General features: G+C 62.6%; 15 protein-coding genes. 11 read left to right on the top strand and 4 right to left on the bottom strand.

From position 1 onward, the window contains the following. The 4 genes from LU493_RS14655 to LU493_RS14640 all read left to right on the top strand — a co-directional run. Positions 1-4,610 (top strand): Ig-like domain-containing protein (locus LU493_RS14655; RefSeq protein WP_275288535.1); only part of this gene is annotated, 4,610 nt, incomplete at its 5' end. Between the two features lie 53 nt (positions 4,611-4,663). Next, on the top strand, positions 4,664-5,947 hold the full coding sequence (locus LU493_RS14650; protein WP_275288534.1) for a TolC family protein: 1,284 nt from the start codon (positions 4,664-4,666) through the stop codon (positions 5,945-5,947). Then, positions 5,947-8,139 (top strand): type I secretion system permease/ATPase, encoded by a 2,193-nt coding sequence (locus LU493_RS14645; protein WP_275288533.1) that lies wholly within the window; start codon positions 5,947-5,949, stop codon positions 8,137-8,139. Before LU493_RS14650 ends, LU493_RS14645 begins: the two co-directional genes overlap by 1 nt. Beyond that, positions 8,099-9,289: an HlyD family type I secretion periplasmic adaptor subunit gene (locus LU493_RS14640; protein ID WP_275288532.1), complete on the top strand. Its 1,191-nt coding sequence runs from the start codon at positions 8,099-8,101 to the stop codon at positions 9,287-9,289. The genes LU493_RS14645 and LU493_RS14640 overlap by 41 nt, the downstream gene beginning before the upstream one ends. Here LU493_RS14640 and LU493_RS14635 read toward each other — a convergent pair. Next, a complete protein-coding gene (locus tag LU493_RS14635; RefSeq protein WP_275288531.1) occupies positions 9,283-10,152 on the bottom strand; it encodes a LysR family transcriptional regulator ArgP in 870 nt (289 codons plus the stop codon). The two genes, LU493_RS14640 and LU493_RS14635, sit on opposite strands and share 7 nt — an antisense overlap. A 383-nt stretch (positions 10,153-10,535) precedes the next feature. Here LU493_RS14635 and LU493_RS14630 point away from each other — a divergent pair, with 383 nt between their 5' ends. The 3 genes from LU493_RS14630 to LU493_RS14620 all read left to right on the top strand — a co-directional run bounded on the left by LU493_RS14630 (position 10,536) and on the right by LU493_RS14620 (position 15,250). Further along, entirely contained in the window at positions 10,536-11,153 is a 618-nt protein-coding gene (locus tag LU493_RS14630) for a LysE/ArgO family amino acid transporter (RefSeq protein WP_275288530.1), read from the top strand. Positions 11,154-11,305: 152 nt separating this feature from the next. Further along, the gene (locus LU493_RS14625) at positions 11,306-14,362 is read left to right on the top strand and encodes a sensor domain-containing protein (RefSeq protein ID WP_275288529.1); all 3,057 of its coding nucleotides are present in this window, start codon (positions 11,306-11,308) and stop codon (positions 14,360-14,362) included. Positions 14,363-14,476: 114 nt separating this feature from the next. Then, on the top strand, positions 14,477-15,250 hold the full coding sequence (locus tag LU493_RS14620; protein ID WP_275288528.1) for an META domain-containing protein: 774 nt from the start codon (positions 14,477-14,479) through the stop codon (positions 15,248-15,250). A 149-nt stretch (positions 15,251-15,399) separates the two neighbouring features. On the opposite strand, the gene LU493_RS14615 is transcribed toward LU493_RS14620, so the two are convergent. Beyond that, the gene (locus tag LU493_RS14615) at positions 15,400-16,119 is read right to left on the bottom strand and encodes a YebC/PmpR family DNA-binding transcriptional regulator (protein WP_275288527.1); all 720 of its coding nucleotides are present in this window, start codon (positions 16,117-16,119) and stop codon (positions 15,400-15,402) included. 157 nt (positions 16,120-16,276) lie between these two features. On the opposite strand from LU493_RS14615, the gene LU493_RS14610 reads away from it, so the two are divergent. From LU493_RS14610 to LU493_RS14595, 4 genes are all read left to right on the top strand, one after another. Next, positions 16,277-17,467: a M24 family metallopeptidase gene (locus LU493_RS14610; RefSeq protein WP_275288526.1), complete on the top strand. Its 1,191-nt coding sequence runs from the start codon at positions 16,277-16,279 to the stop codon at positions 17,465-17,467. Between the two features lie 115 nt (positions 17,468-17,582). Further along, positions 17,583-19,481: an ABC transporter ATP-binding protein gene (locus LU493_RS14605; RefSeq protein WP_275288525.1), complete on the top strand. Its 1,899-nt coding sequence runs from the start codon at positions 17,583-17,585 to the stop codon at positions 19,479-19,481. A gap of 107 nt (positions 19,482-19,588) precedes the next feature. Next, positions 19,589-19,867, top strand: coding sequence for a YrhK family protein (locus LU493_RS14600; protein WP_275288524.1), 279 nt, complete (start codon positions 19,589-19,591; stop codon positions 19,865-19,867). 221 nt (positions 19,868-20,088) lie between these two features. Continuing rightward, positions 20,089-20,772, top strand: coding sequence for an outer membrane protein assembly factor BamE (locus tag LU493_RS14595; protein WP_275288523.1), 684 nt, complete (start codon positions 20,089-20,091; stop codon positions 20,770-20,772). A gap of 17 nt (positions 20,773-20,789) precedes the next feature. Here the strand turns inward: LU493_RS14595 and LU493_RS14590 are convergent, their stop codons facing one another. Further along, complete coding sequence (locus tag LU493_RS14590) at positions 20,790-23,132, bottom strand: CHASE2 and HATPase_c domain-containing protein (RefSeq protein WP_275288522.1); 2,343 nt, start codon at positions 23,130-23,132, stop codon at positions 20,790-20,792. Beyond that, positions 23,113-24,378 (bottom strand): FecR domain-containing protein, encoded by a 1,266-nt coding sequence (locus tag LU493_RS14585; protein WP_275288521.1) that lies wholly within the window; start codon positions 24,376-24,378, stop codon positions 23,113-23,115. Before LU493_RS14585 ends, LU493_RS14590 begins: the two co-directional genes overlap by 20 nt. Positions 24,379-24,734 lie beyond the last annotated feature (356 nt).

Here is a 24,734-nt window from a genome sequence, read left to right as displayed (position 1 = left end):
TCGATTTCGCCGATCTGACTGAAGGTGCACTGGAAGCCTCCGCCACGGTAGGGGGACGTGACGCCAATTCACTCGATATTACCCTGGACACCACCGCACCGAGCGTTGCGGTGGATCCGCTGACCACCAATGACACCACGCCGGCCCTGAGTGGCACGGTGGACGACCCCGAGGCTACCGTGACGGTCACGGTGGATGGCAGTGATGTCGAGGCCACCAACAACGGAGATGGCACCTGGCGTCTGGCGGACGACACGCTGTCAGCGTTGCCGGAAGGCGAGACCACTATCACGGTGACGGCTACTGATGCGGCGGGTAATGAGACGACCGCGACGAGGTCGGTGACGGTGGACACCATCGCCCCGGATGCTCCGACGGTGGACCCGACGGACGGCAGTGAACTGAGTGGTAGTGCCGAACCGAACAGCACCGTCAACATCGACACCAATGGTGATGGCGAGACGGATCACAGCGTGACCGCCGACGGTGACGGTATCTGGTCGGTGACGCCGGATACGCCGCTGGATGACGGCACTGAGATTTCGGCCACGGCAACCGACGAAGCCGGCAATACCAGTGACCCGACCACGGTGACCGTGGATGGCACCGCGCCGGCGGCGCCAGTGATTATCGAGGCCACGGATGACGTGGGCGATATCACCGACCCGCTGGCCAGTGGTGACAGCACCGACGACACCACACCGACGCTGATCGGTACCGCGGAGGCCGAGAGCACAATCGAGGTCTTCCAGGATGGCGTCTCGGTGGGCACCGCGACCGCCGATGCCGATGGCAACTGGAGCTTTACGCCGGATGCGCTGGGCGACGGCGAGGTCACGTTTACCGCCACGGCCACCGATGCGGCGGGCAACACCTCCGATACCAGCGGCGGCTTCACGGTGACGGTGGATACCATCGCCCCCGAGGCCCCGACGGTGGACCCGACGGACGGCAGCGAACTGAGCGGGACGGCCGAAGCTGGCAGCACCGTCAACATCGACACCAATGGTGATGGCGAGACGGATGAAACCGTGACCGCCGACGGTGACGGTAACTGGTCGGTGACGCCGGATACACCGCTGGCTGATGGCACCGAGGTTTCGGCCACGGCAACCGACGAAGCCGGCAACACCAGTGACCCGACCACGGTAACCGTGGACGGCACCGCCCCGGCAGCGCCGGTGATCGTCGAGGCCACGGATGATGTGGGCGATATCACCGACCCGCTGGCCAGTGGTGACAGCACCGACGACACCACGCCGACGCTGATCGGTACCGCGGAGGCCGAGAGCACGATCGAGGTCTTCCAGGATGGCGCCTCGGTGGGCACCGCGACCGCCGATGCCGATGGCAACTGGAGCTTTACGCCGGATGCGCTGGGCGACGGCGAGGTCACGTTTACCGCCACGGCCACCGATGCGGCGGGCAACACCTCCGATACCAGCGGCGGCTTCACGGTGACGGTGGATACCATCGCACCGGATGCCCCGACGCTGGCATTGGCCTCTGACACCGGCGCGGATGGCGACGGTATTACCAGTGACGGGACCGTGAATGTTGGTGGTCTCGAGCCCGATGCCACCTGGGAGTACTCCACCGATGGTGGTAGCTCCTGGACGGCCGGTAGTGGCAGCAGCTTCACCGTGCCGGAGGATGATTATGCCGAGGGCGACGTGATCGCCCGTCAGACCGATGAAGCCGGCAATATCAGCCCGGCGGGCGGAGACCTGGGGGCGCTGACGGTGGACACCACCGCGCCTGATGCCCCGACGCTGGTACTGGCCAATGATACCGGCACGGATGGTGATGGTATCACCAGCGATGGCACCGTGAATGTTGGTGGACTGGAGGCCGATGCCACCTGGGAGTACTCCACCGACGGTGGTGATACCTGGGATGCTGGTAGTGGCAGCAGCTTCACCGTGCCGGAGGGGGACTATGCTGCGGGTGATGTGCTCGCTCGTCAGACCGACGAAGCCGGTAATACCAGCGACAACGGTGAGCTGGGAGCGGTGACGGTAGACACCACCGCGCCCGAGAATGGCGACGGCACTCACAGCATCGCCTTCGACGATGGCGGCGATGAACTGCTGAGCGATGCCGAGGCCGGCAGTGTCACCTTGAGTGGCCAGGTGGAAGCCACCGCCACGGTGGACGGCATCGTGATCAGCGATGGCACCGACAGCATGACGGTGGCCGATGGCGATATCACGGTGAATGGTACCGGCGCGGTCAGTGTGGCGGCGCAGAACCTGACGGGACTGAGCGACGGCGAACTGACGGTGACCATGACGGTGAGTGATGAGGCCGGCAACAGTGGCGACGTCACGGATACCACCACCCTGGACACCACCGCGCCCGAGAATGGCGACGGCACTCACAGCATTGCCTTCGACGATGGTGGCGATGAACTGCTGAGCGATGCCGAGGCCGGCAGTGTCACCTTGAGTGGCCAGGTGGAAGACTCCGCCACGGTGGACGGCATCGTGATCAGCGATGGCACCGACAGCATGACGGTGGCCGATGGCGATATCACGGTGGATGATACCGGCGCGGTCAGTGTGGTGGCTCAGGACCTGACGGGACTGAGCGACGGCGAACTGACGGTGACCATGACGGTGAGTGACGAAGCCGGCAATAGTGGCGACGTCACTGACACCACCACCCTGGACACCACGGCGGATGCCGACCCGGTGGCTGCACTGACCAGCGACGATGCGGATGGCCTGATCAACGCTGACGAGGCCGGGGCCAGCAGCTATACCGTGAGCGGGCTGGATGCCGAAGCCACGGCAGAAGCGACCTTCACCGACAGCAACGGGGACAGCGTCACGGTGAACGTGACGGCCAACGGCAGTGTTACGGCGGACCTGTCGACCCTGGCCGACGGTGAGATCACCAGTGAACTGGCGATCACCGATGATGCCGGCAACACCGCGACGGTGACGGGTGACAGCGTGACCCTGGACACCACGGCACCAACAGTGACAGTGGATCCTCTGGACACCAATGACACCACGCCGGCACTGAGCGGTACGGTGGATGATGCCGATGCCACAGTGACGGTCACGGTGGACGGTACCGACTACGATGCTATCAACAACGGCGATGGCACCTGGACGCTGGCCGACGACGTCGTAGCTGAACTGGCAGACGGCGACTACACCGTCACGGCGACGGCCACCGATCTGGCGGGCAATGCGGCGATTGCCACTGGTGCCCTGGTCGTGGACACCACGGCAGACAACGACGGCGATGGTGAGACCGTCAGGGTCCTCGGCATCACGGAAGACGACGGGGTCGATAATGCCGACTTCATCACCTCCGATACCGAGCTGGTGATCGATGGCAGCATTGACCTGGACGATGGCAATGACTTCAGCGTTGACTTCAATGGCACCGTCTATACCGAGGCGGATACCGAGCTGACGGTGAACACCGACGGTGCCTGGAACCTTGACCTGACGGCCACCACTTTGGCGGAAGGCACCTATACCGCCATAGCTACGGTGACGGACTCGGTTGGGAATACCGCGAGCGATACCAAGGAGATCACGGTTCAGCCCAATGCCGCTCCGGTTGCTGCCGTCAATGACGGTAGTCTGTTGGGACTGATCGGGGCGGAGACCCTGGGGCTTCTTGACTTCAATGACCAGGCTTTTGCGGCCTATGACCGCGATGGCAATCTTGAGTCGGTGGTCCTCGAGTATGATCCGGCACTAGCCCTGCTGGCCCAGGGCTGGGATGTCTCGGAGAGACTGGCTTCCGAACTGGGCCTGGATGTCGAGGTTGTGACGAACACGACCCTTGGGCTGTTGGTCACCGACTCGACGCTGACCATTACTGCCCTGGATGGCGGCACCATCGATAACCTGTCGGTCAATGAACTGCTGGGGTCGGTCTATCTGGGGCAGGATGCGGACCTGCTGAGCGCAGACTTGCTCACGGAAGTCTCCATTACGGCAACCGATAGCCAGGGCCTGTTCGGCACTGCCGGTGCCGTCGACCTCCTCGATGCCACCCTGCTGAGTGCCGATACCGTCCCCGTGATCGAGGGCACGGACGATGACGATACGGGTGCCGATGCGGTGGAGGGCACTGCCGACGGCGATCGCCTCTACGGCTACGACGGCAACGATACCCTTAACGGCAATGGAGGAAACGACCTGCTACGCGGCGGTAACGGTGTCGATGAGCTGAACGGCGGCGCCGGCGATGATCTGATGATCTGGGAAGGGCATCAGGGCGATACCTTCAATGGCGATGCGGGGGAGGACACCCTGTTGTTGACCGGTGAGGGAATCGCGCTCGACTTCATCGACGACACCGCCGGTGACTACGTCGATCCTGGTTCGGTGAACGATATCGAGCATCTCTCGATCGGGGGAAGCGGGGCGAATGAAGCGAGCCTCGATGAAGCCTCGGTACTGGCGCTTACCGATGCCGACGACGAATTGCATATCGAGGGGGACCAGGGGGACACCCTGAACCTCGGGGGCGCCTGGGCCCAGGGGGATACGGTCGAGGTCAATGGCGTGGCCTATACCGAGTACACTCTGGGGGATGCGACTCTGCAGGTAGAAGAAAACATCAATGTGGAGGCGGCTTGATCGTCAGAAGGGGAGGCAGGCGCCAAGTGGTACGGCGTTCGGCTCGAAATGCCATGCCTCCCGCTTCGAACACCGAACGCCAGGGGCACGTCTTGATGGCGGGCCTGATGCTCGGGACCTGGCTGCTGACCACGCCGGTGACGGCCATGACCCTGCCGGAGGCGGTACGGCAGGGCGTGGCCAGCCATCCCGCGATCCAGGCCGCCGAGGCCGAGGCCGAGAGCGCTGGCACCGAGGTAGATATCGCCCGGGATGGGTACTGGCCCAGCGTGGAGATGTCGGCCGGGCCCGAGAACTCCTTGACCGGTGAGCTCGGTTACGACATCACCGCCACCCAGGTGCTGTACGACTGGGGCAAGGTGGGCGCCCAGGTCGACAATGCCTCGGCGCAGCATCGTCAGCAGATGGCGTCGCTCAAGGTCACGACCGATGAAGTGGCGCTGGATATCATCGAGATCTATCTCGATGTGCTGGCGTCGCGTCGGCGGGTCGCCGAGGTCGAGACCTACATCGAACGTCTCGAAGCACTGGCCGACCTGACCGTCGACCGGGGCAGTGGTGGCTATGCCGACCGCAGCGAGGCGGAGCGCGCTCGGCTGGAACTGTCTCGAGCCCATGAGCAGCTCTCCATCGAACAGGGCAGCCTGCAGGAAGCCGGACGGCAGTTTCGTGTCCTGGTCAATCGGCCCCCGGATGCCCTGCAACGTCCGACTCCCACGATGATGGCGGAGCGTTTCAGCGACGACCAGCGCATTATCTCGGCCATTCGCGATGCGCCCTTGTTGCGCCAGTCGCGAGCCGAGCTCGAGGCCGCCCGCGCGGAACTCGATGAATCGCAAGCCCGGCTCAAACCGCAACTCAATCTCGAGGGGTCGGTGTTGCGCCGCGAGATCGGTGGCCGCATGGAGGAGGACACCGTGTTGGCTCTGCGAGTGCGGATGGAGCCGTTTCAGGGCCTTTCCAACTTTCGACGTACCGATGCGGCCCGGCAGCGAGTCGAGGCCTCGGAATGGTCTCAGCGCGCCACGCATCGCGACCTGCGTCGGCAGATCACCAGCCTGGTCGAACAGGATGATGTACTGGCGTGGCGACTCGAGGCTCTGGATGAGCAGATCGACAATGCTGTCGATGTGATCGAGACCTATCGCGATCAGTTCGATGTCGGCTTCCGGGATGTGGCGGACCTGCTCAGCATCGAGCGCGATCGTTTCGAGGCCAAGCGCCAGCGGGTCGACCTAGGCATCGAGCGTCTGCGAATTCAGTACCGGGTAGCCGCTCAACTGGGTCAGTTGGGTAGCGTGCTGGGGACGAGGGTGGCGGATAGAGGAGAGCCGTGATGAAGGCGTCAACGCGGGTCTCGGCCGAACGCATGGATACGCTGCGCGAGGGCCTTGTGATGTTGTGTCGGCAGCTTGGTTGTCCGACCAGCGTGGCGGAGCTGGGAGATGGACTGGCCCTGGAACAAGGATGTCTGCCGCTTGAGCTGGTGCCGCGAGCGTTGCGTCGAGCCGGCGTCTCGGCACGGGTCATCGAGGCCGATATCGAGGCCTTGAGCGAGGAACTGCTGCCGGCGCTTTTATGCTTCGAGGACGGGCACAGCGTCGTCCTGGTGGCGTATCAGGGCGATGAGGCCATACTGCTGACGCCGGAGAGCGATGGTGGGCAGGTGCACATGCCGTTGGCGCGGCTCCATGCACGCCATTCCGGTACGACGGTGGTGGCTCGGCCGGCCTATCATCCCGATGAGCGAGCCGGGGATTTCGCCCGCGAACGCGAGGAACACTGGTTCAAGGGCCCCCTGAAGCGTCGCTGGAAGACCTTCGGCGAGGTCGGCGTGGCGGCGATGATGGCCAATCTGCTGGCAATCTCCACCGCATTGTTCGCCATGCAGGTCTATGATCGAGTCGTCCCCAACGAGGCCTTCGAGACGCTGTGGATTCTCGCCAGCGGGGTGGCGTTGGCGGTGCTGATGGAGTTCGTGTTGCGTTGCCTGCGGGGGCATCTGCTCGATGTGACCGGCAAGGGCCTGGACTTGCAGCTCTCCTCGTTGCTCTTCGAGCGTGTGATGCAGATGCGGTTGTCGGCCAAGCCGGCCTCGACCGGCGCCTTCAGCAGCCAGATTCGCGAGTTCGAGTCGGTGCGGGAATTCTTCACTTCCTCGACCATCGGGGCGATCAGCGACATGCCCTTCGTGCTGTTGTTCCTGGGGGTGATCTTCTACATTGGTGGTCCGGTCGTCTGGGTGCCGATCGGCGCCGTCGTCCTGATGGTTCTGCCCGGTCTGCTCGCGCAAGGGCGATTGGCAAGGCTGTCGCGGCAGAACCTGCGTGAGGGGGCGGTGCGACAGGGCGTGCTGCTGGAATCCGTGGAGCATCTCGAGACGGTCAAGGCCACGCGTGCGGAGGGGCGCAACCTGCGGCTGTGGGAGTGCCTGTCGGGGGATCTGTCAGAGGCGGGCGTGCGGCTGCGCAGCCTCTCGGTGATGCTCGGTTATGGAGCGACCATGGTCCAGCAGCTCTGCTATGTCGGCGTGGTGCTGGTCGGTGTGTATCAGATCAGTGCCGGCAACATGACCATCGGGGCCTTGATTGCCTGCACCATTCTGACCTCGCGCACCGTGGCGCCGATGACCCAGGTGGCGGGTATTCTGGCACGCTGGCAGCACGTCAAGGTCGCCATGGAGGGGCTGGACGAGTTGATGGATGCCCCCGTGGAACGTCCCCCCGGACGCGATTTCGCCCGCAAGCCCAGGTTGCATGGCCACTATCGACTGGAAGATGTCGTGCATCGCTATCGGGAGGATGGCCCGGCGGCGCTGAATCTCAAGGCCCTGGAAGTCGGCGCAGGGGAACATGTGGCGCTGCTGGGGGGCAACGGTGCCGGCAAGTCTACCCTGTTGCGCCTGATGGCGGGGCTCACAGAGGCCGGAAGTGGGCGCATATTGCTCGATGATGTCGGCCTCGGCCAGATCGAGCCCGTCGATCGCCGCCAGGCGATCGGCTATCTCCCCCAGGATATCGCACTGTTCTACGGCACCTTGCGCGACAACCTGACCCTGGATGGCTCGGCCCACGATGACGAGGAACTGCTCGAGGCCCTGGATGCCGTGGGACTCGGTGCTTTCGTGCGAGGGCATACCCTGGGGCTGGACCTGCCGATCCTGAGCAGTACCAGTGTCTCCGGGGGGCAGCGGCAGGCCATCGGCCTGGCGCGCCTGCTGTTGCAGGACCCTCGCATCGTATTGATGGACGAACCGACTGCGGCCTTCGATCAGACCAACGAGCAACATGTCATCCGTTACCTGAAACATTGGCTCGAGGGGCGAACCCTCGTGGTCTCGACGCACAAGCGAGCGCTGTTGTCACTCGTGGAACGGGCTGTCGTGCTACGCGACGGAGCCATCGTCATGGATGGTCCACGCGACAACGTGGTGTCGGGCAATCGGGTCAAGGCACCGCCTCGGCCCAAGGCTTCCGGGGAGGGTCAGGATGAGCAAGGCAACGCTGACGCGAGCCAGTATTCGACGTGAACTGGGAGACCCCAGGCTTAACCTGAGTCATCGAGCCAGTCACCCGATCCTGTGGGTCAGCGTGCTGGTGATCGGGGTCTTCGTCGCCTGGTCCGCCTGGGCCACGATCGATGACGTGACCCGCGGGGAGGGCAAGGTGGTGCCCTTGTCGCGGATGCAGTCCATCCAGAGCCTCGAGGGGGGCATCATTTCGGAGTTGCTGGTCGGCCTCGGTGAGCGGGTCGAGGCCGGGCAGCCTCTGGTGCGACTCGATGACACGCGCTTTCGTAGCGCTTTTCTGGAAACGCGTAGTCAGATAGAGGTACTGCGGGCGACCATCGCGCGCCTGGAAGCCGAGGTGCTGGAAAAAGACGCCATCGAGTTTCCGCCCTCGGTCGATCCGGAAAGTGAGCATGCCCGTTCGGAGAGAGATCTGTTCGAGGCCCGGCGAGAAAAACTGCGCGAGGCGGAGCGCTCGATCAGCGAAGAGATGGCGCTATCCCAGCGGCAGCTCGAACTGGTGCAACCGCTGGTCGAGCGGCGTTCGGTGAGTGCGATGGAGGCCTTGAAGCTGCGTCAGACGATCACCTCTCTGGCCGGCAAGCTGGCCGAGATGCGCAACACTTACGTGCAGGATGCCTACAGTGAACTGGCCTCCAAGCAGGCGGAGCTGAATACGCTCGAGCAGACGTTGCTGCAGCGCCAGGACCAACTGCGGCGTACCGAGATCGCCTCGCCGGTCAACGGTCGTGTCAACGACATCATGATTACGACCCAGGGCGGGGTGGTGCAGTCGGGCGAGCCGATCATGGAGATCACCCCCATCGAGGATCAACTGCTGATCGAGACGCGCATCCGGCCCCGGGATGTCGCCTTCGTTGCGCCGGGCATGCCGGCCAGCGTCAAGATCACGGCTTATGACTACACCATCTATGGTGACCTCGAGGGTACCGTGGCGCAGATCAGCGAGGATACCATCGAGGAGGAGACGCCCCGTGGCACCGAGGACTTCTACGAAGTCCTGGTGCGAACCGAGTCCGCCCATCTGACGCACAATGGTGAAAGCCTGCCGATTCGACCGGGCATGGTCGCGCGTGTGGATATTCAGACCGGGGAGCGTTCCCTGCTCAGTTACCTGCTCAAGCCGATCATCAAGGCGCGGCTTTACTGAAGCGTCGAGCGGGTCAGGTCCTGAGTCAGACGCCCCAGCAGGTCGCCGCTGTGCCGCCAGAAGTGCCAGTAGAGGGGCACCTCCAGGGCATGGCCGGGGGCGAGGCTGGCCAACTCGCCCCGGTCGACCGAGTCCCGTACCTGCATCATCGGCATCATGCCGTAGCCCATGCCGGCACAGGCCAGGCGCACGAAGCCTTCCGATTCCGGGCAGAGGTGGTAGGGGAAGGGGCCGTGGTAGCCGAACTGGGCGAGGAAACGATGCTGGAGCTGGTCATGGGGACCGTAGACGATGGCTGGCGACCGACGAAAGGCGCTTTCGGTCGGCCCATCGGGGAAATGCCGTGCGATATAGGTCGGCGTGGCCAGCGGATGGTAGGCCATCGTGCCCAGTGGCACGCAGCGCGCTCCGGCGATCGGCTGGTCGCTGGCACACAGGCAGGCGGCCACGTCGCCATCGCGTAGTCGCTTGAGCCCGACGTCCTGATCCTCGACCACCAGGTCCAGCAGCACATCCTCGCGCCGGCAGAAGTCGCTGACCGCCGATGCCCACCAGGTCACCAGGCTGTCGGCGTTCAACGCGATTCTCAGGCGTGGCGAGGCGACCTCCAGGGTCGGCAGGGCACTGCCCAGTTCGCGCTCCAGCAGGCACACCCGTTGATAGTGATTGAGCAGCCGCTGGCCGGCCGGTGTCGCCGCCAGGCGGGGATGGCGGACCAGCACGGGCTGGCCGAGCCGCACTTCCAGTGCCTTGATGCGTTGCGAGATTGCCGATTGCGATAGCCCCAGCACGTCGCCGGCACGTTCGAAGCCCCCGGATTCCAGCACCGTGGCCAGGGCCTCGAGCAGTTTATAGTCGAGCATAAGCTCTGCTGATGCAGTATTAGTAGAATGATTTTTTAGTATAACAGCATATCGTTAATCTGGCGTCGCTATGGAAGCGCTGCACAAATCGACGAGCGGAGCGAAGCGCAAGGCGCACGGAGCACAGCACCGAGCGGAGCGACAAACATCCGAAGGATGGCCCCGAAGGGGCGAGAAACCGGAGGTTTCGAGTCAACCGGAGCCTATGGGGTATAGGTGAGGATTCCGAGCACCGCGCACAAATTCGCCGGGAGCGAATTTGAACCGCCTTTAGGCGGGCCCGCAGGGTAGCCGCCAGGGATGGCGGCTATAGCGAAGTGATTTGCCCGCGCAGGCATTTGTGCAGTGTTTCCCTATTCGCAAGCCAGTGAAGGACGATATCAATGTTCGAGAGTTATTTGACCGGGCTGTTGGTGAGCGGTGGCATCATTATCGCCATCGGCGCCCAGAATGCTTACGTACTGGGACTGGCCGTACGGCGTGAATACCACTGGTGGTCGGCTGGGCTGTGCATGAGCACCGATCTGTTGCTGGTGACCGCTGGCATGTTCGGGGTCAGTGCCATGCTGCTGGCGGTGCCGGATGCCTTGACGATAATGCGCTGGCTGGGCGTGACCTTTCTCGCCTGGCTGGCACTGCAGGGGCTCTATCGTGCCATCACCGGACGCCAGGGGCTGGTGCGTGCCGAGGCCGAAAAGCGAGGCCTGGTCCAGGTACTGCTGGCCACGCTAGGGGTGACGGTGCTCAACCCTCAGGTGTATCTGGATACCCTGCTGCTGATTCCTTCGGTGGGGGCTCAGCAGGAAAGTGCCACCGCCTTCGTCGTCGGCGCCGGTAGCGCCTCGGTATTGTGGTTCAGCCTGCTGGCCTGGGGGGGAGCCCTGCTGTCGCCCTGGTTATCTCGGCCCCTGGCCTGGCGCCTGATCGACGGTGGTATCGGCGTGATGATGGCTGCGATTGCCCTTCAACTGGCGGGGAAGGGGCTGGGGCATGTCGCCTGAGGGAAAAAAGCTGCTACAACACTCATTCAACGTTGAGTTTGTTGCTTTTTTTATCAGCACTATCTTAACTCTGGAGGGGGAGCGAACAGACAGGTAACCGACATGGGAGGACCGACGGATGCAGGCGGGAGATATGGAGCATCGAGTCGCGCATGAAGGATAGCCGAGTGCGTAGCTGGCGTTTTTCCAGTGCGGTGCTGGTTCTCGGGGTTGCGTTCTTGACGTTGACCTCCGCCATTTTGCTGACAGCGGCCTACATGGGGTCGGAGAAGGCGTTGCATGAGGCGATGGCGCGAACCCAGGAGCGTGATCAGCGCCGGCTCGATGAGGTGTTGGCCGAGCGTTTTCGTGCCATCCGCTGGCAGGGTCTCGAAGTAAGTGGTGATCCCGGTCTGCACCGAGCATTGCGTACCCAGGACATGCCAGCCGTGTCGCTGGCATTGAGTGAGCAGTTGGAGGGGACGCACCGGCACCCTGTCGAGGCACTCGTCGTCGAGCAAGGCGACGAGTTTGCCGCCGCATCCCGAGAGACCGATGCCGATGTCCTGCGCGAGATGGTGTCTGATGATGCATCGCCTCAAGGTGTCTGGCGTACCGTTTCCCGATCGGGGCGAGAAGGCCTGGATGACTGGTTGACGCTGGCGCTGCGCATCTCCGATACGACGTCGACCGCCCCGATCGGGCGCCTGCATGTTTTCGTCAGGCTCAACGACAATGCCTGGCTGGCGGATACCCTGCGCCGGATCTTCGGTGCCTTGGCGGTGTCGATGGGGCGTGACGGCGAGCCGCTGTTGGGTAGCCAGCAGGCCGAGGGACAGCTGGCGGCCATGAGAGACATGGATGATCCGTCGCCCCGGCCCCATGCCACCGAGGCCGGGGTGTGGCGCGAGCATCGCTGGCGAATCGACGATAGCGCCGACTACCATGTCCGCTCCCTGCTGCCCGATACCGCCACGCCGGCGCTTCGCGAGACCTACTTATCCACCTTGCTGATCGCCGGCCTTCTGGTGATCGTGCTCGGCGTGGTCTGGATGCTGGTCATGCGCCACCTGGCCGGCCGTGCCCTGAACAATCTGGTGAGTTATGCCAAGCGAGTCTCGGAGCCGGGGGAGCCGCCTGCTTTCCGGGGTGGTCCCTTTCAGGAATTCAATCGCGTGGGCCGAGCCTTCGAGTCGATGCTGCAGCAGGCTCGCGAGCAGGAGAAATACCTTTCCGGCATCATCGAGCATTCGCCTGATCTGATCTTCGCCAAGGATACCGATGGCTATCACCGTCTCGCCAACCGGCAATACGCGCGTGCCTTGTGGACGACGCCGGAGGCATTGACCGGCAAGTGCGACGAGGCGTTGTTGCCGGAGGCGGTGCTGGGCCAGGCGAGGGCGTCCGACCATGAGGTGTTCGAGGGTGGCGAAGCGGTCAAGTATGAAACGACCCTGCGAACGCCGGACGGCGAGCAGAGTTTTCTGGTGACCAAGTTTCCTATCGGCGATGATCCGGAGTCGCCTCGCTTGGTGGGGGGCATCGCGACCGACATCACCGATCTCAAGGAGACCCAGGAGCGGCTCGGACTGGTACAGCGGGTCTTCGCCGAAACCGGGGAGGCGATCATCGTGCTCGACGAGCAGCGTCGTGCCCTGATTGCCAATCGTGCCTTCAGCGAGATGAGCGGCTATGACCAGGTGCATACCACCGAGGCGATTCGGGCTTTCCTGTTCGAGCATCCGGAAGTTGCCAATCAACTCGGCAGGGAACGTCGCTGGCAGGGGCAGTGTATCTTCGCGCATCGCGAGGGTGGCTCCTTGCCGGTGCTGGTGTCGGTGACCTGCCTGCGACAATCCTCGGGGGTCGCGTACCATGTGCTGCTGTTCAACGACATCACCGAGCTCAAGCTGGCCGAGCATCGTCTCGAACATCTGGCCTGGTACGATCAATTGACCGGCTTGCCCAATCGCAGCCTTTTCGCACTGCGCCTCGACGAGGCCCTGCAAGGGGTGAGCACGATGACGGCCGTGCTGTTCATCGATCTCGATCACTTCAAGGACATCAACGATACGCATGGCCATTCCCTGGGCGACCAGTTGCTGTGTCAGGTGGGGGAACGGCTGCGTACCTGCATTCAGGCCAAGGATCTCGTCTCGAGGTTCGGTGGCGACGAGTTCACGGTGTTGTTGCGTGATATCGATAGCGAGACGCAGGTGATGTCGATCGCCAACCGGATCATGCATACCCTGGGATGCCCGTATGAGCTGGGTGAAGTGGAATGTGGCAGCACCGCCAGCATCGGCATCACGCTGTCCATGCGTCATGGCGGGACCGCCGAGACGCTGCTGCGTAACGCCGATCAGGCCATGTACGAGGCCAAGGCGCAGGGTCGCCAGCGTATCGTGCTCTTCGAGCCGGACATCGATGCCCGACACCAGCAGCGCTTGAGTTATGAGACGGGACTGCGCGAGGCGATCGACAAGCGGGAGCTGTTCGTGCGTTACCAGCCGCGTTTCGATATTTCGGGACGGCGGGTCGTGGGTGCCGAGGCGCTGGTGCGCTGGCAGAGCCACGAGCACGGGCTGGTGCCACCCGATACCTTCATCCCCATTGCCGAGGGCACTCGGCTGATCGTCGAGATCGGTCGCTTCGTGCTCGGCGAAGCCTGCCGGCAGGCCGCAGCCTGGGCCGAAGCGGGTCATGCGGTACCGGTATCGGTCAATCTTTCGCCGCGCCAGCTTCGCGAGGAGAGCCTGTGGCGCGATATCCGTCAGGTATTGCGAGAGACCGGGCTATCCCCGCGGATGCTGGAGCTGGAGCTGACGGAGACCATGCTGGTGGACAACATCGACAGGGTGTTACCGCTGCTTCAGCGTATTCGTGCCATGGGCGTGCGCGTGGCAATCGATGATTTCGGCACGGGCTATTCGTCGTTGACCTACCTGAAGCGCCTGCCCATCGATGTGGTCAAGATCGACCGGACCTTCATCGTCGATGTGCCAGGCGATCGCGACGACGAGACGCTTCTCGAAGCCATCGTCGGCATGGCGCGCAGCCTGAATTACCGGGTCGTGGCGGAAGGCGTGGAAAGCGAGGAGCAGCGCGTCTTTCTGGAGACGCTGGGCTGCGACGAGCTGCAAGGCTTCCTGCTGGGGCGGCCGGAGCCTCCCGACAAGTTGTTGACCCGACTCGGTCGATCCTTGCGAGTTGCCTGGGGAGGAAGGTAGAAGGCTGTCCCGGTGGGGCCTGACCCCATGCCTTTTCTCGTCAGCCTGTGTTCGAACCTTTTGCTGCCTTGAGGTCCAAGGGGCGTCACATCACCATTACTAGGATGATCTACCATGAAACGGATGTTTCTTTTTTGCTATTTCCTGCTGGCTGCCGTATTTCTGGTCGGGTGTGCTGCGGCGGAACGCTCGGGGACAGAGAAGGCCGAGGCGACGCTTGGTGAGTTGCCGGCCAGTTTCCGGGGGGAATTGCCATGCGCCGATTGTGCCGGCATTCGCTACCATCTATCGCTGTTCGAGGATGGCGTCTACACCCTGGAGACGGTCTATCTGGGCAATGATGAGGGAGGTCGCTTCCACGAGAAGGGCGAGTGGTCGCTGGATGGCTCAGGCGATACCCTGATGCTGACGGACGATGAGGGCCCTCGCCTGTGGCGGGTGCGTGATGCATCCACCCTGGAGGCGCTCGATCTGGAAGGCAATGAGATCGAATCGTCCTTGAACTACACCCTGAAGCGCACCGATGGCTTCGTCACCGAGACACTGGAGAACCGCTACTGGCGGCTCACCGAGTTGAAGGGCGAGCCCATCGAGGTGGCACAAGGACAACGCGAGGCGCACCTGGTACTGCACACCGAAGAGAATCGGGTGGCCGGTGCCACGGGGTGCAATCGGCTATCGGGCAGCTATCGACTGGAAGGGGATCGGCTGAGTTTCGGCCCTCTGGCGACCACGCGAATGGCCTGCATGAACGAGGCCAATGTGGAGCCGCGTTTCCTGGCGGCGCTGGAAGAAACGGTGTCCTATCGCGTGCTGGCCGACCGGCTGGAACTCTACGATGACAAGGGTGAGCTGCTGGCGCGGTTTGTGGTGCAGCACCTGACTTGAAAGCTACGCGTTGCCTGAAAACTGGCCACGCTTGCCCGTCCCGTTTTCAGACAAGACTGACCTGTCGATTTCGACCCGGCCGGCCCAGGTGGCCGGCCATCCTGTGTCGGCAGCCCGGGACCCAGGCGTAGACACGGTGCGGGCAATATCTACGGCAACTCGCCGCCATGATAAACGTTCTGCACATCGTCCAGATCGTTGAGCATGTCGAGCAGCTTCTCGAACAGAGCGACATCGTCGCCTTCCACCGGAGTGGTGGTCTGGGGCACGAACTGAATCTCGTCGACTTCGAGTTCCAGTTCGCCGAAGGCGTCGAGCAGTGCCTGCTTGGCCTTGGCATATTCGGTGTGAGGCGCGAAGACGGTGACGCGACCTTCCTCGTTCTCGATGTCGGTGACATCGACGTCGGCGTCCATCAGCGCTTCGAGGGTGCCTTCCTCGTCGTCGCCGTCGAAGGCGAGAATCGCGCAGTGATCGAACATGTGGCTGACGCTGCCGGGCGTTCCGATCTTGCCCTTGCACTTGGTGAAACAGGTGCGGACATCGCCGATGGTGCGGTTGGGGTTATCGGTCAGGCACTCGACGATGACCATGACGTTGCCCGGGCCGAATCCCTCGTAGCGTGCCGGCGAATAGTCCTCGCCACCCACGCCATTGGCCTTGTCCAGCGCCTTGTCGATGACATGGCCCGGAACCTGGGCTTTCTTGGCACGCTCGATCAGGCCGCGTAGCGCCAGGTTGGCGTGAGGGTCGCTTCCCCCCTGCTTGGCGCAGACATAGAGCTCGCGCCCGAACTTGCTGTACACCTTGGTTTTCGCGTCGGCCGTCTTGGCCATGGATTCCTTGCGGTTCTGGAAGGCCCTGCCCATTGCGTTGTCCTGTTACCTGGATTCTCGTGCAGGATTCTACGAAACCGCAGGAAGTGGGAACAGTCTTATTTCGGCTTCCTGAAACGACCGCCTACACTGGGAAAGCTCGTGTGCCTCTCGGCACACAATGCCTAGGCACCATCTCAGGAGCGTTGCCATGGACTATCAGGCCTACCGTCATGCCCTCGCCGCGACCCAGAAGGGAAGCGAGTTGCCATTCGCTCCGGAGGAGTTCGAGACGCGTCGCCGCGAGGTGCGTCGGCGAATGCGCGAGACGGGCTTCGATGCCCTGTTGCTCACCGATCCGGCCGATCTGTACTACCTGACCGGTTATCACACCTTCGAGGTCTCGGTGCATGCCTGCCTGGTGGTGACCGATGACCGCCTGGTGCTGCAGGTGCCGTCGATCGAGACCGGGCCGGCGGTAGTCACTGCCATGGTCGATGAGATTCTCGGCTACCGCTGGGAGAGCATCGACGAGGTCGTCGAGCCGTTGGTCGAGACATTGGCGCCGCATGGTGTCATCGGTCTGGACGCTTTCAACGCGGGGCTGCGCTTCGGAGTGATCAGCGAGCTTCAGGCTAGATTGGGGAGGGCGCGTTTTCGCAACGACGGTGGTGATCTCCTCGATCGGGTGCGGATCGTCAAGAGTGCGGCGGAGCTATCGTGCTTGCGCGAAAGCGCTCGGCTGACCTCCCTGGGGCTGCACGCGGCGGAGGCGATCATCGAGCCGGGTGTCACCGACAATCAGGTAGCAGCCGAGGGTGCCAGGGCCATGCTGGCGGCGGGCAGCGAGTTCATGAGCCTGCAGCCCATCGTCACCAGCGGGCGGCGCATCGGCACCATCCACGTCAACCACAAGCGCCAGACGATCGGAGCGGGCGAGCCGGTGTTTCTGGAATTCGGGGCGGCCTTCCAGCGTTATACTGCGCCGATGATGCGGACCGCGGTAGTGGGAGAGCCAAGCCGCGAGATGCGCGAACTCGGCGAGCTATGTCGGACGCTCGGCGATACCCTGTGCACGGCCATGCGGCCGGGCAATACCTTCGATGATGCGGCGCGTGCCGCCGAGACGGTGCTGGCCCCCCATGCCGAGCGGGTGTTCTTTTCCGGGGTGTTCGGTTACGCCGTGGGGGCTCAATTCCCGCCAAGCTGGGTCGAGGGAACGGGGTTCATCGCGCGAGGACAGACTCGCATGTTCGAGCGCGACATGGTCTTCCATCTACCGCTTTGCCTTCGCCTGCCGGGGGAATGGGGCATCGGACTGAGCGATACCGTCAGGGTCACGCCCGAAGGAGGCGTGGCCTTGACCGATAATAGCTGGAGGATCGCGACGTCGTCGTCCTGAGCGGGCGAGGATGGATCATGACGGAGTCTGGTGAAGCCCTTGACCTAAAGTTAAGTTGAGGAATTATCTTGCAGGCTCGCCTTGTCCATCCTGTCCTTCTTTCAAGAGTGTCGCCATGTTCCGTTACTTCGAAAATCTGGTGAATCCCTACCCCGAGGACGAACCTCGGGTACCACCACGGGGGCTGCTGCCCTTCATCGTGCATTTCTCTCGCCCGGTGGCCGGCCTGTTGTTGGCCATGTCGCTGGCCACCGCCCTGGTATCGGCCGCCGAAGTGGTGTTCTTCCACACTATGGGCGAGCTGGTCGACTGGCTGTCCAGCGCCGAGCGCGACGGCTTTCTCGCCGAGCACGGCTGGCGCCTGGCCGGCATGGGGCTGCTGGTCGTCGTGGGGCTGCCCTTGCTGGTGCTGTTGCAGTCGCTGCTGACCCATCAGGGCATCTTCGGCAATTATCCGATGCTCGGCCGCTGGCTATCGCATCGCCATATGCTGCGCCAGAGCATGGCGTTCTTCCAGGACGAGTTTGCCGGACGTGTGTCGCAGAAGGTCATGCAGACGGCACTGGCGATACGCGAGACGGTCATGAAGCTGATGGACCTGCTGGTCTATGTGGCCGTCTACTTCACCGGGGCCATGCTGTTGCTGGGTAACGCCGAGCCCTGGCTCATGGCGCCCCTGGTGGTATGGCTGGCGGGGTACGTCGGCATCATGGCGTACTTCGTGCCCCGGTTGCGCAATGTCTCCATGGCCCAGGCCGATGCCCGCGCGCGCATGACGGGCCGAGTGGTGGACAGCTACAGCAATATCCAGACCATCAAGCTGTTCGCCGACACACGCCGCGAGCAGGCGTATGCACGTGATGCCATGGAGACTTTCATGGTCACCGTGCATCGACAGATGCGTCTGGCCACCCGGCTGTCGGTGAGTCTGACGCTGCTCAACTCGCTGCTGCTCGTGGGTATCGCCGCGATGGCAGTAGGTGCCTGGTATCTGGAGGCGGTGTCACTGGGCGTGATCGCGGTAGCCATCGGGCTGGTGATGCGTATTCGCTTCATGTCCGACTGGATCCTGTGGGAGGTGGCCAGCCTGTTCGAGAATATCGGCACCGTGCAGGACGGCATCAATACCATCGCGCGGACACCGGCAGTGCTGGATGCGCCGGATGCCGGCGAACTCGATGTGCCCCGGGGTGAGATTCGTTTCGAGGCGCTGCGGTTCGGTTATGATCTGCCCGATGGCGAGGCGCGTCGCGTCTTCGACGGCCTGGACCTGGCCATCGCACCCGGCGAGAAGGTCGGCATCATCGGCCGTTCCGGCGCCGGCAAGTCGACGCTGGCCAACCTGTTGTTGCGTTTCTACGACCTGGAGAGCGGGGCGATCCGTATCGATGGTCAGGACATTGCCGGCGTGACCCAGGAGTCGCTGCGCCGTCGTATTGGCATGGTGACCCAGGATACGTCGCTGCTGCACCGCTCGGTGCGTGACAACATCCGTTACGGCAGCCCGGAAGCCAGCGAGGACGCCATTCAGCAAGCGGTGCGTCAGGCCCATGCCGACAGTTTCCTCGATGACCTGATTGACCCTCAGGGGCGCCGGGGGCTGGATGCGCATGTCGGCGAACGTGGCGTGAAGCTGTCGGGTGGACAGCGGCAGCGCATCGCGATCGCTCGGGTATTGCTCAAGAACGCCCCGATCCTGGTACTCGACGAGGCGACTTCGGCGCTGGACTCCGAGGTCGAGGCGGCCATTCAGGAACAGCTCTATGCGTTGATGGAAGGCAAGACGGTCATTGCGATCGCACATCGCCTGTCGACCATCGCCATGCTCGATCGCCTGGTGGTGATCGACGACGGACGCATCGTCGAGACCGGTAGCCACGAGCAGCTACTGGCCCAGGATGGGCTCTATGCCGCGCTATGGCAGCGGCAGTCGGGCGGCTTCCTGGGACTCGATGCCGCCTCGAGGGCCGCCGAGCGGGATGATCGTCAGCCCATGGAGACGGCGACGTCATGATACGCGAGTCGAGCCACTCGATTTGCTGTCGCCGGGCACCCACCAGCCAGGACGTCAGCCGGACGATGTCTACCATCCGTGGAGTGTGAGGAAACGAGGAGACCCACATGGAGAAGTCCCCACGCATCGATGATCCGCTGACGCTCAGGATCGGCCACGAGGAACTGGTCATTCGCAGGCGCTATGAGACACTCAGCATCGCCAATGACTTCCTGATTGCCATCTGGTTTCTCGTCGGCAGTGTGCTCTTTCTCTACCCGAGCCAGGAAACCCTGGCGGTCTGGATGTTCATCATCGGCAGTTTCCAGTTTCTGGTGCGCCCGGCCATTCGCTTGGCCAGCCATCTTCACTTGCAGCGCATCCCCGATAGCGATTGGCAGAAGTAAAACATTCTGACCTGGAAAGAGGCTGGGTAGGGGAAAGAGGTTGTGTGGAGTACCCTGAAGCTAAAAGGTGGAGACGAGTTGAAGTGAGCACCATGAAAGCTATCAGGGAAACGCTTGATGACTTGCCCGGCACAACGCATTCCAGCGACCGAAACGCGCGGGGAGTGCCTCTGTGCTCGATCAGGGTAGTGCCACTTGGTATCGCTCTCTCGATGTTACTGATGTTGAACGGCTGTTCGGGGATGGGAGGTGGCGATCGTTTCCCCGATCCCCATGACGCCTACATGCAGGGCGGAACCCTCGAAGCATCCCGCGCGATCCAGACGGTCCACTCCGGCATGACCAAGGATCAGGTGCGGGACCTGCTGGGCAATCCCCATTTCTCCGAGGGGCTGATCAACGTCCGGACTTGGGACTACCTGTTCGATCTCAGTGACCACGGTCGTCTGGGCAGCATGATGTGCCAATTCCAGTTGTTGTTCGATGAGTCAATGCGCGTCGAGAGTATGCAGTGGCGAACGGCCAGGTGTGCCACGCGCTTTTCGGCCATTGAGGCCGAGCCGATCGAGGGCAAGAGCGTGCTTCAGCATTACCGCCTGCCTATCGCCGGCGTATTTTCGGCGGAGGGCGACTTGACCGATGAAGGCCGGCGGTTGCTGGATGAGTTCGCGAGTCTCCTGCAGCGTGACTTCCGGACCCCGTCACTGTCCCTGGCCAGTTATCCAGATCCGGGGCGGTACCGGATGCAGCGCCAGGCCGTTCGGCGTTTTCTGCTGGCTCGAGATGGTGCATCTGCCGAGGACGTGACACTGACCTCGGAGTCGACTTCGCCCTGCCGAGAGGATGACGGCGTCGATCAATGTCGGCGAATGGAGCAAATCGTCATCGAGGTTCGCGAGTCCTGAGCCGCGAGTGATGTTACCTATCGGGTCTGGTGCTCGGTCTCCAGGCCATTCAGGTTTTCTTCATCCAGCCGGTCCGTCTGGGTGGGGAAGGTGAGCTGGAATCGGGTACCGAGATTCTCGGTACTTCGACATTCGATAGTCCCGCCATGTCGTTCCACTACCGACTTCACCAGCGACAGACCCAGGCCATAGCCCGATGACAGGCTGGCACCGGAGCTGCGCTGATAGCTGTCGAAGATATACGGCAGATCCTGTTCGGGAATGCCGACGCCCTGATCCTGGATGACGACGCGAATGTCTTCCGGTGTCTCCCGAGCCTCGATCGATACCCGGGTATCGGGCGGGCTGTACTTGATGGCGTTATCCAGCAGGTTGTAGACGGCTCTCAGCAGATAGGCACGATCGCCCTCCATGGGGCACTCATCCTCGGCGTCGCATTCGATGCCGATGGACCGTTGCTGTGCCGCCGGCCAGGCTTGGTCGATGGCTTCCAGAATCACGTCGGAGAGCAGCACGAAGTTCTTCTCCATGGCGCCGAACTCGACCTTGGTCAACTGCATGAAGCTGTCGGTGAGCGTCAACGCATTGCGAGCCTGCTGTGCGACACGATCGAGAAGATCCTGCTCGGACAATCGTGAAGATGAGGTGCGCTGAAGCTGGGTCAGGGCCAGGATACTGGACTGGGGGGCCTTCAAGTCATGGGACAGGAAGCGCAGCAGGCTGGCACGTTGCTCTTCCGCCTGTCGTTCGCTGGTCACATCCACCAGGCCGACCAGCCAGCCAACCTCGAAGGCATCGACAGCGGTCACCAAAGGCGAGACCTTGAGATGATAGTGGCGTTCGTCGTTGCCCTTGTAGAGCGTATCGTCGAGTTCGCCAAGCCCGTCGTTATTGGTCTGCCTGCTTTTCTTGGCGACGGTCTGCCCTTCAGGGATCATGACATCCAGCAATTCCTTGAGCGTACTCCTGTCGTCGATACGATAGCGCCGAAGCAGTTGCCTGGCCTGGTCACTGGAGAGAATGATATGACCCTGCATATCCACCACCAGGGTAGCGATGGGCATGGAATCCATCGAATCGGCAATGAACTGACGGGTATTGTGGATACGTGTGATGGCTCGCTCGAGTGAGAGGAGTCGTCGATGCAGCATGAGCCCCCATTCCCTCGTCCGGTCGGGGGCGGGTTCCGGAATGAGACTGGGCTCCTTCTCGAGGCGTGTGATTTCCCGTTGGAACCAGAGCAGGGCCGTGGCCTGGCAGCGCCAGCTGATGAGCACGCAGGCTGCGATGACCGAGCACAGGCTGACCGTAACCGGCCACCACCACCCCATGGCCAGCAAACCCCAGGCGCCCAGCAACGCCATGGCCAGCACGACCAGGGTCAGCTTGGCCATATGGCGGAACTTGAATGCCCAGACAAGCGCCATGAATCCCAGCAAGGGAAGTATGGAGAGTATCGAAGCGATCCAGTCGGGCACTTCCTGAATGGTGTCGCCCTGCAGGAGACCGTCCAGCAAGTTGGCCTGAATCTCGATGCCGGGCATGCCTCCCGCGGAGCCACCGAAAGGTGTCGGATGGCGGTCTCCCAGCCCCTTGGCCGTGGCGCCGATCATGATGATGCGATTTTCCAGCAAGGAGCGGGGAAGTCGTCCTTCGAGGATGTCGACATAGGAAACGCGCGGATAGTGGTATGTCGGGCCTCGGTAGGGAATGCGGACGTCGATATCGGGGTTGTTGCTGGCCAGGAGGCGTTGCGTGGTACCGGAAGGCGTCGTGTCGTTCCACGCCGCCAGGTCCTGATAGAGCCGCAGCGTCAGTTGGGGGATGTGGTTGTCCCGCAACTTGATGTGGCGCACGACGCCGTCGAAATCCGTCCGGATATCGATATGCCCGATACCGCGGGCCGCGTCGCGAAGGGGAGCAACCGGCGGCAAGCGGCGAGAATCCGCCGAGAGGCCATTCGTCTCGACATGGATCACGGGCAGGAAGACATGACCATGGCGCTCGATGGCCCGGGCGAGATGCTGGTCGTCATGGGCCTCTCGTGCGGGCTCGGCAAATACCACATCGAAGAGCACGGCGCTGGTGCCGGCATCGGCAAGGCGGTCCAGCAGGTCAGCGTGCACATCGCGCGGCCAGGGCCATTGGCCCAGGGTTTTCAAGCTTCGTTCATCGATGGCCGCGATCAGGATATCGTCGCTTGGCGGTAGCGTCTGGGTCGTCAGCAATCGATCATAGATGTAGGCATCGGTGAACCAGGAACGCTGCCCGGCCCACCAGGTAAGCACCACCAGCAGGATGCCGATCAACAGCCAGGTTCTGGTCAGACCACGAAGCAGGCTATGGCTGGCGTGCGGCACCTTGCCTCCCGGAGGCCACTATGGTCGGGGACGCGAGTTCACCATTCGCGCTGGACACCTGCAAACGCCAATGGAAGTCGTCCGTGGGCAGGTTGCGCAAGGTGACGCCCTGGCTTCCCGAAAATGACCGGTTCATGAAAGGGTCGCTGAACGAACTATCTTCGGACAACTGTAGGCGATATTCCAGGCGGGGGATATCGGTCCAGTGGAAAACGTAGCCGTCATCGATGGCTTCCAGGCTTGCCTCGATCGGGCGGTGCAGGATCAACCGGCGATCATATCGGCCCTCGATGCCGAGGGCGTCGAAGGCCGATCCTCGCGCATAGTAGAAGCCTTGCGGTACCGAGTCGAAGGTAATGGAGCTCGAGTCATCCCGTTTGTCACGGAAGATGGTCTGGAAGTTGGGGTCCCGCGCCAGTTGCACGCGATAGGCTTCGGCCTCCGGTACGGTCGCAAGATCAATTTTCAGGGGTTGGTCGAAGGCTTTATCGCGTCCCTGCAGGAGCGGCGCGGGCAGCAGGCGGGTCAGCCGGAGGTCCGATGTCGAGCTCGCGAGAGCCCCCCGGCCGGCGGGCACGCTGGTGGTGCTTGCGTCCTGGCTCAAGGCCACTTCCCCTTCCAGGGTGCTGATGCGGGTTTCCGTCTCGGCTTGCGTTACCCGGAAGTGCGTGCCGCGCACGCCGACGATGCCCGTCGGGGTATCGATACTCAGCACTTCCCGGTGATCGCGCTGGGCCGGTACTCGAGCTTCCAGTTCTCCTTGTTCAAGATAAAGCCGGGTACTGCGACGATCCTGCCGCTTCAGGATCACCCGGGTGCTGGAAGGCAGTACCACGTCTTCGCCATGCGGGAGGCGGAGCGACACGAAAGCCTGGCTCGAGGTTTCCACGGCATCGCCGGGGAGCAGTTCCATGTCCGTGCGCAGGGGAAGCCGCTCGCCACCCTCCCTGATCAGCCAGGCGCTGCCTTCACGATGGCGAACCTCGGCGGACAGATCGGGCAGGGGCGGTAGGTCCAGAACGTCACCGGGCTGTATATGGCGGGGCTCTTCCACCCGATTGGCCTTCCGGACAATCGGCCACTCCTTGGCTTCGCCGCGGTAACGCTCCGTGATGTCCCAGAGCGTATCGCCCGGTTGCACACGATAGCGCTCGGTCGAGACGGGCTCATCGGCAGGCACCGCCGAACTCAGCAGCAAGGCGGTGCAGCATAGGCCAGTCAGGCCGTATCGATACCATCCATTCATCTGTTCACTCCTGCGCTCGACATCACCTGAAAGAGACAGGCCATTCACTGGATGGACCCAGCATACGCGAAAGCACGATTCGGTACGGCCTGTCAGTGACATTTGTTCATTATAGTACCGTGGCCTCGAGCATGTTCATATTCTTTTGGTAGTCGGGAGTGCTCTGTTTCTATCTGTGGTGTGAGTTAAGGGAGGTTTCGATATGTGCTGAAGTTCTGTTTTTTAGCTATGTGGATTATTTGTTTTGTATCAATGAGTTGTGGGTTCGTGGGTATTAATTTTTGTTGTTTTTTACACGGGCGTTTGTTTGTGAGGTTTTCTGGTGTTCATGTTTTTTTATGGTTTGTTTGGCGAAA

Origin of the sequence: Halomonas elongata, from assembly GCF_029081005.1 — a bacterium.
Taxonomy (GTDB): domain Bacteria; phylum Pseudomonadota; class Gammaproteobacteria; order Pseudomonadales; family Halomonadaceae; genus Halomonas; species Halomonas elongata_B.
Note: the sequence above shows the minus strand (reverse complement) of the source record. Positions and strands in the feature narration are given on the sequence as shown.

Bases quoted from the DNA above. Each gene is read 5' to 3' on its own strand.
- LU493_RS14635 (WP_275288531.1), bottom strand. From the start codon at position 10,152: ATGCTCGACTATAAACTGCTCGAGGCCCTGGCCACGGTGCTGGAATCC.
- LU493_RS14600 (WP_275288524.1), top strand. From the start codon at position 19,589: ATGGAGAAGTCCCCACGCATCGATGATCCGCTGACGCTCAGGATCGGC.
- LU493_RS14585 (WP_275288521.1), bottom strand. From the start codon at position 24,378: ATGAATGGATGGTATCGATACGGCCTGACTGGCCTATGCTGCACCGCC.
- LU493_RS14615 (WP_275288527.1), bottom strand. From the start codon at position 16,119: ATGGGCAGGGCCTTCCAGAACCGCAAGGAATCCATGGCCAAGACGGCC.
- LU493_RS14630 (WP_275288530.1), top strand. From the start codon at position 10,536: ATGTTCGAGAGTTATTTGACCGGGCTGTTGGTGAGCGGTGGCATCATT.
- LU493_RS14605 (WP_275288525.1), top strand. From the start codon at position 17,583: ATGTTCCGTTACTTCGAAAATCTGGTGAATCCCTACCCCGAGGACGAA.
- LU493_RS14620 (WP_275288528.1), top strand. From the start codon at position 14,477: ATGAAACGGATGTTTCTTTTTTGCTATTTCCTGCTGGCTGCCGTATTT.
- LU493_RS14625 (WP_275288529.1), top strand. From the start codon at position 11,306: ATGAAGGATAGCCGAGTGCGTAGCTGGCGTTTTTCCAGTGCGGTGCTG.
- LU493_RS14595 (WP_275288523.1), top strand. From the start codon at position 20,089: ATGTTGAACGGCTGTTCGGGGATGGGAGGTGGCGATCGTTTCCCCGAT.
- LU493_RS14650 (WP_275288534.1), top strand. From the start codon at position 4,664: ATGCCTCCCGCTTCGAACACCGAACGCCAGGGGCACGTCTTGATGGCG.
- LU493_RS14645 (WP_275288533.1), top strand. From the start codon at position 5,947: ATGAAGGCGTCAACGCGGGTCTCGGCCGAACGCATGGATACGCTGCGC.
- LU493_RS14610 (WP_275288526.1), top strand. From the start codon at position 16,277: ATGGACTATCAGGCCTACCGTCATGCCCTCGCCGCGACCCAGAAGGGA.
- LU493_RS14640 (WP_275288532.1), top strand. From the start codon at position 8,099: ATGAGCAAGGCAACGCTGACGCGAGCCAGTATTCGACGTGAACTGGGA.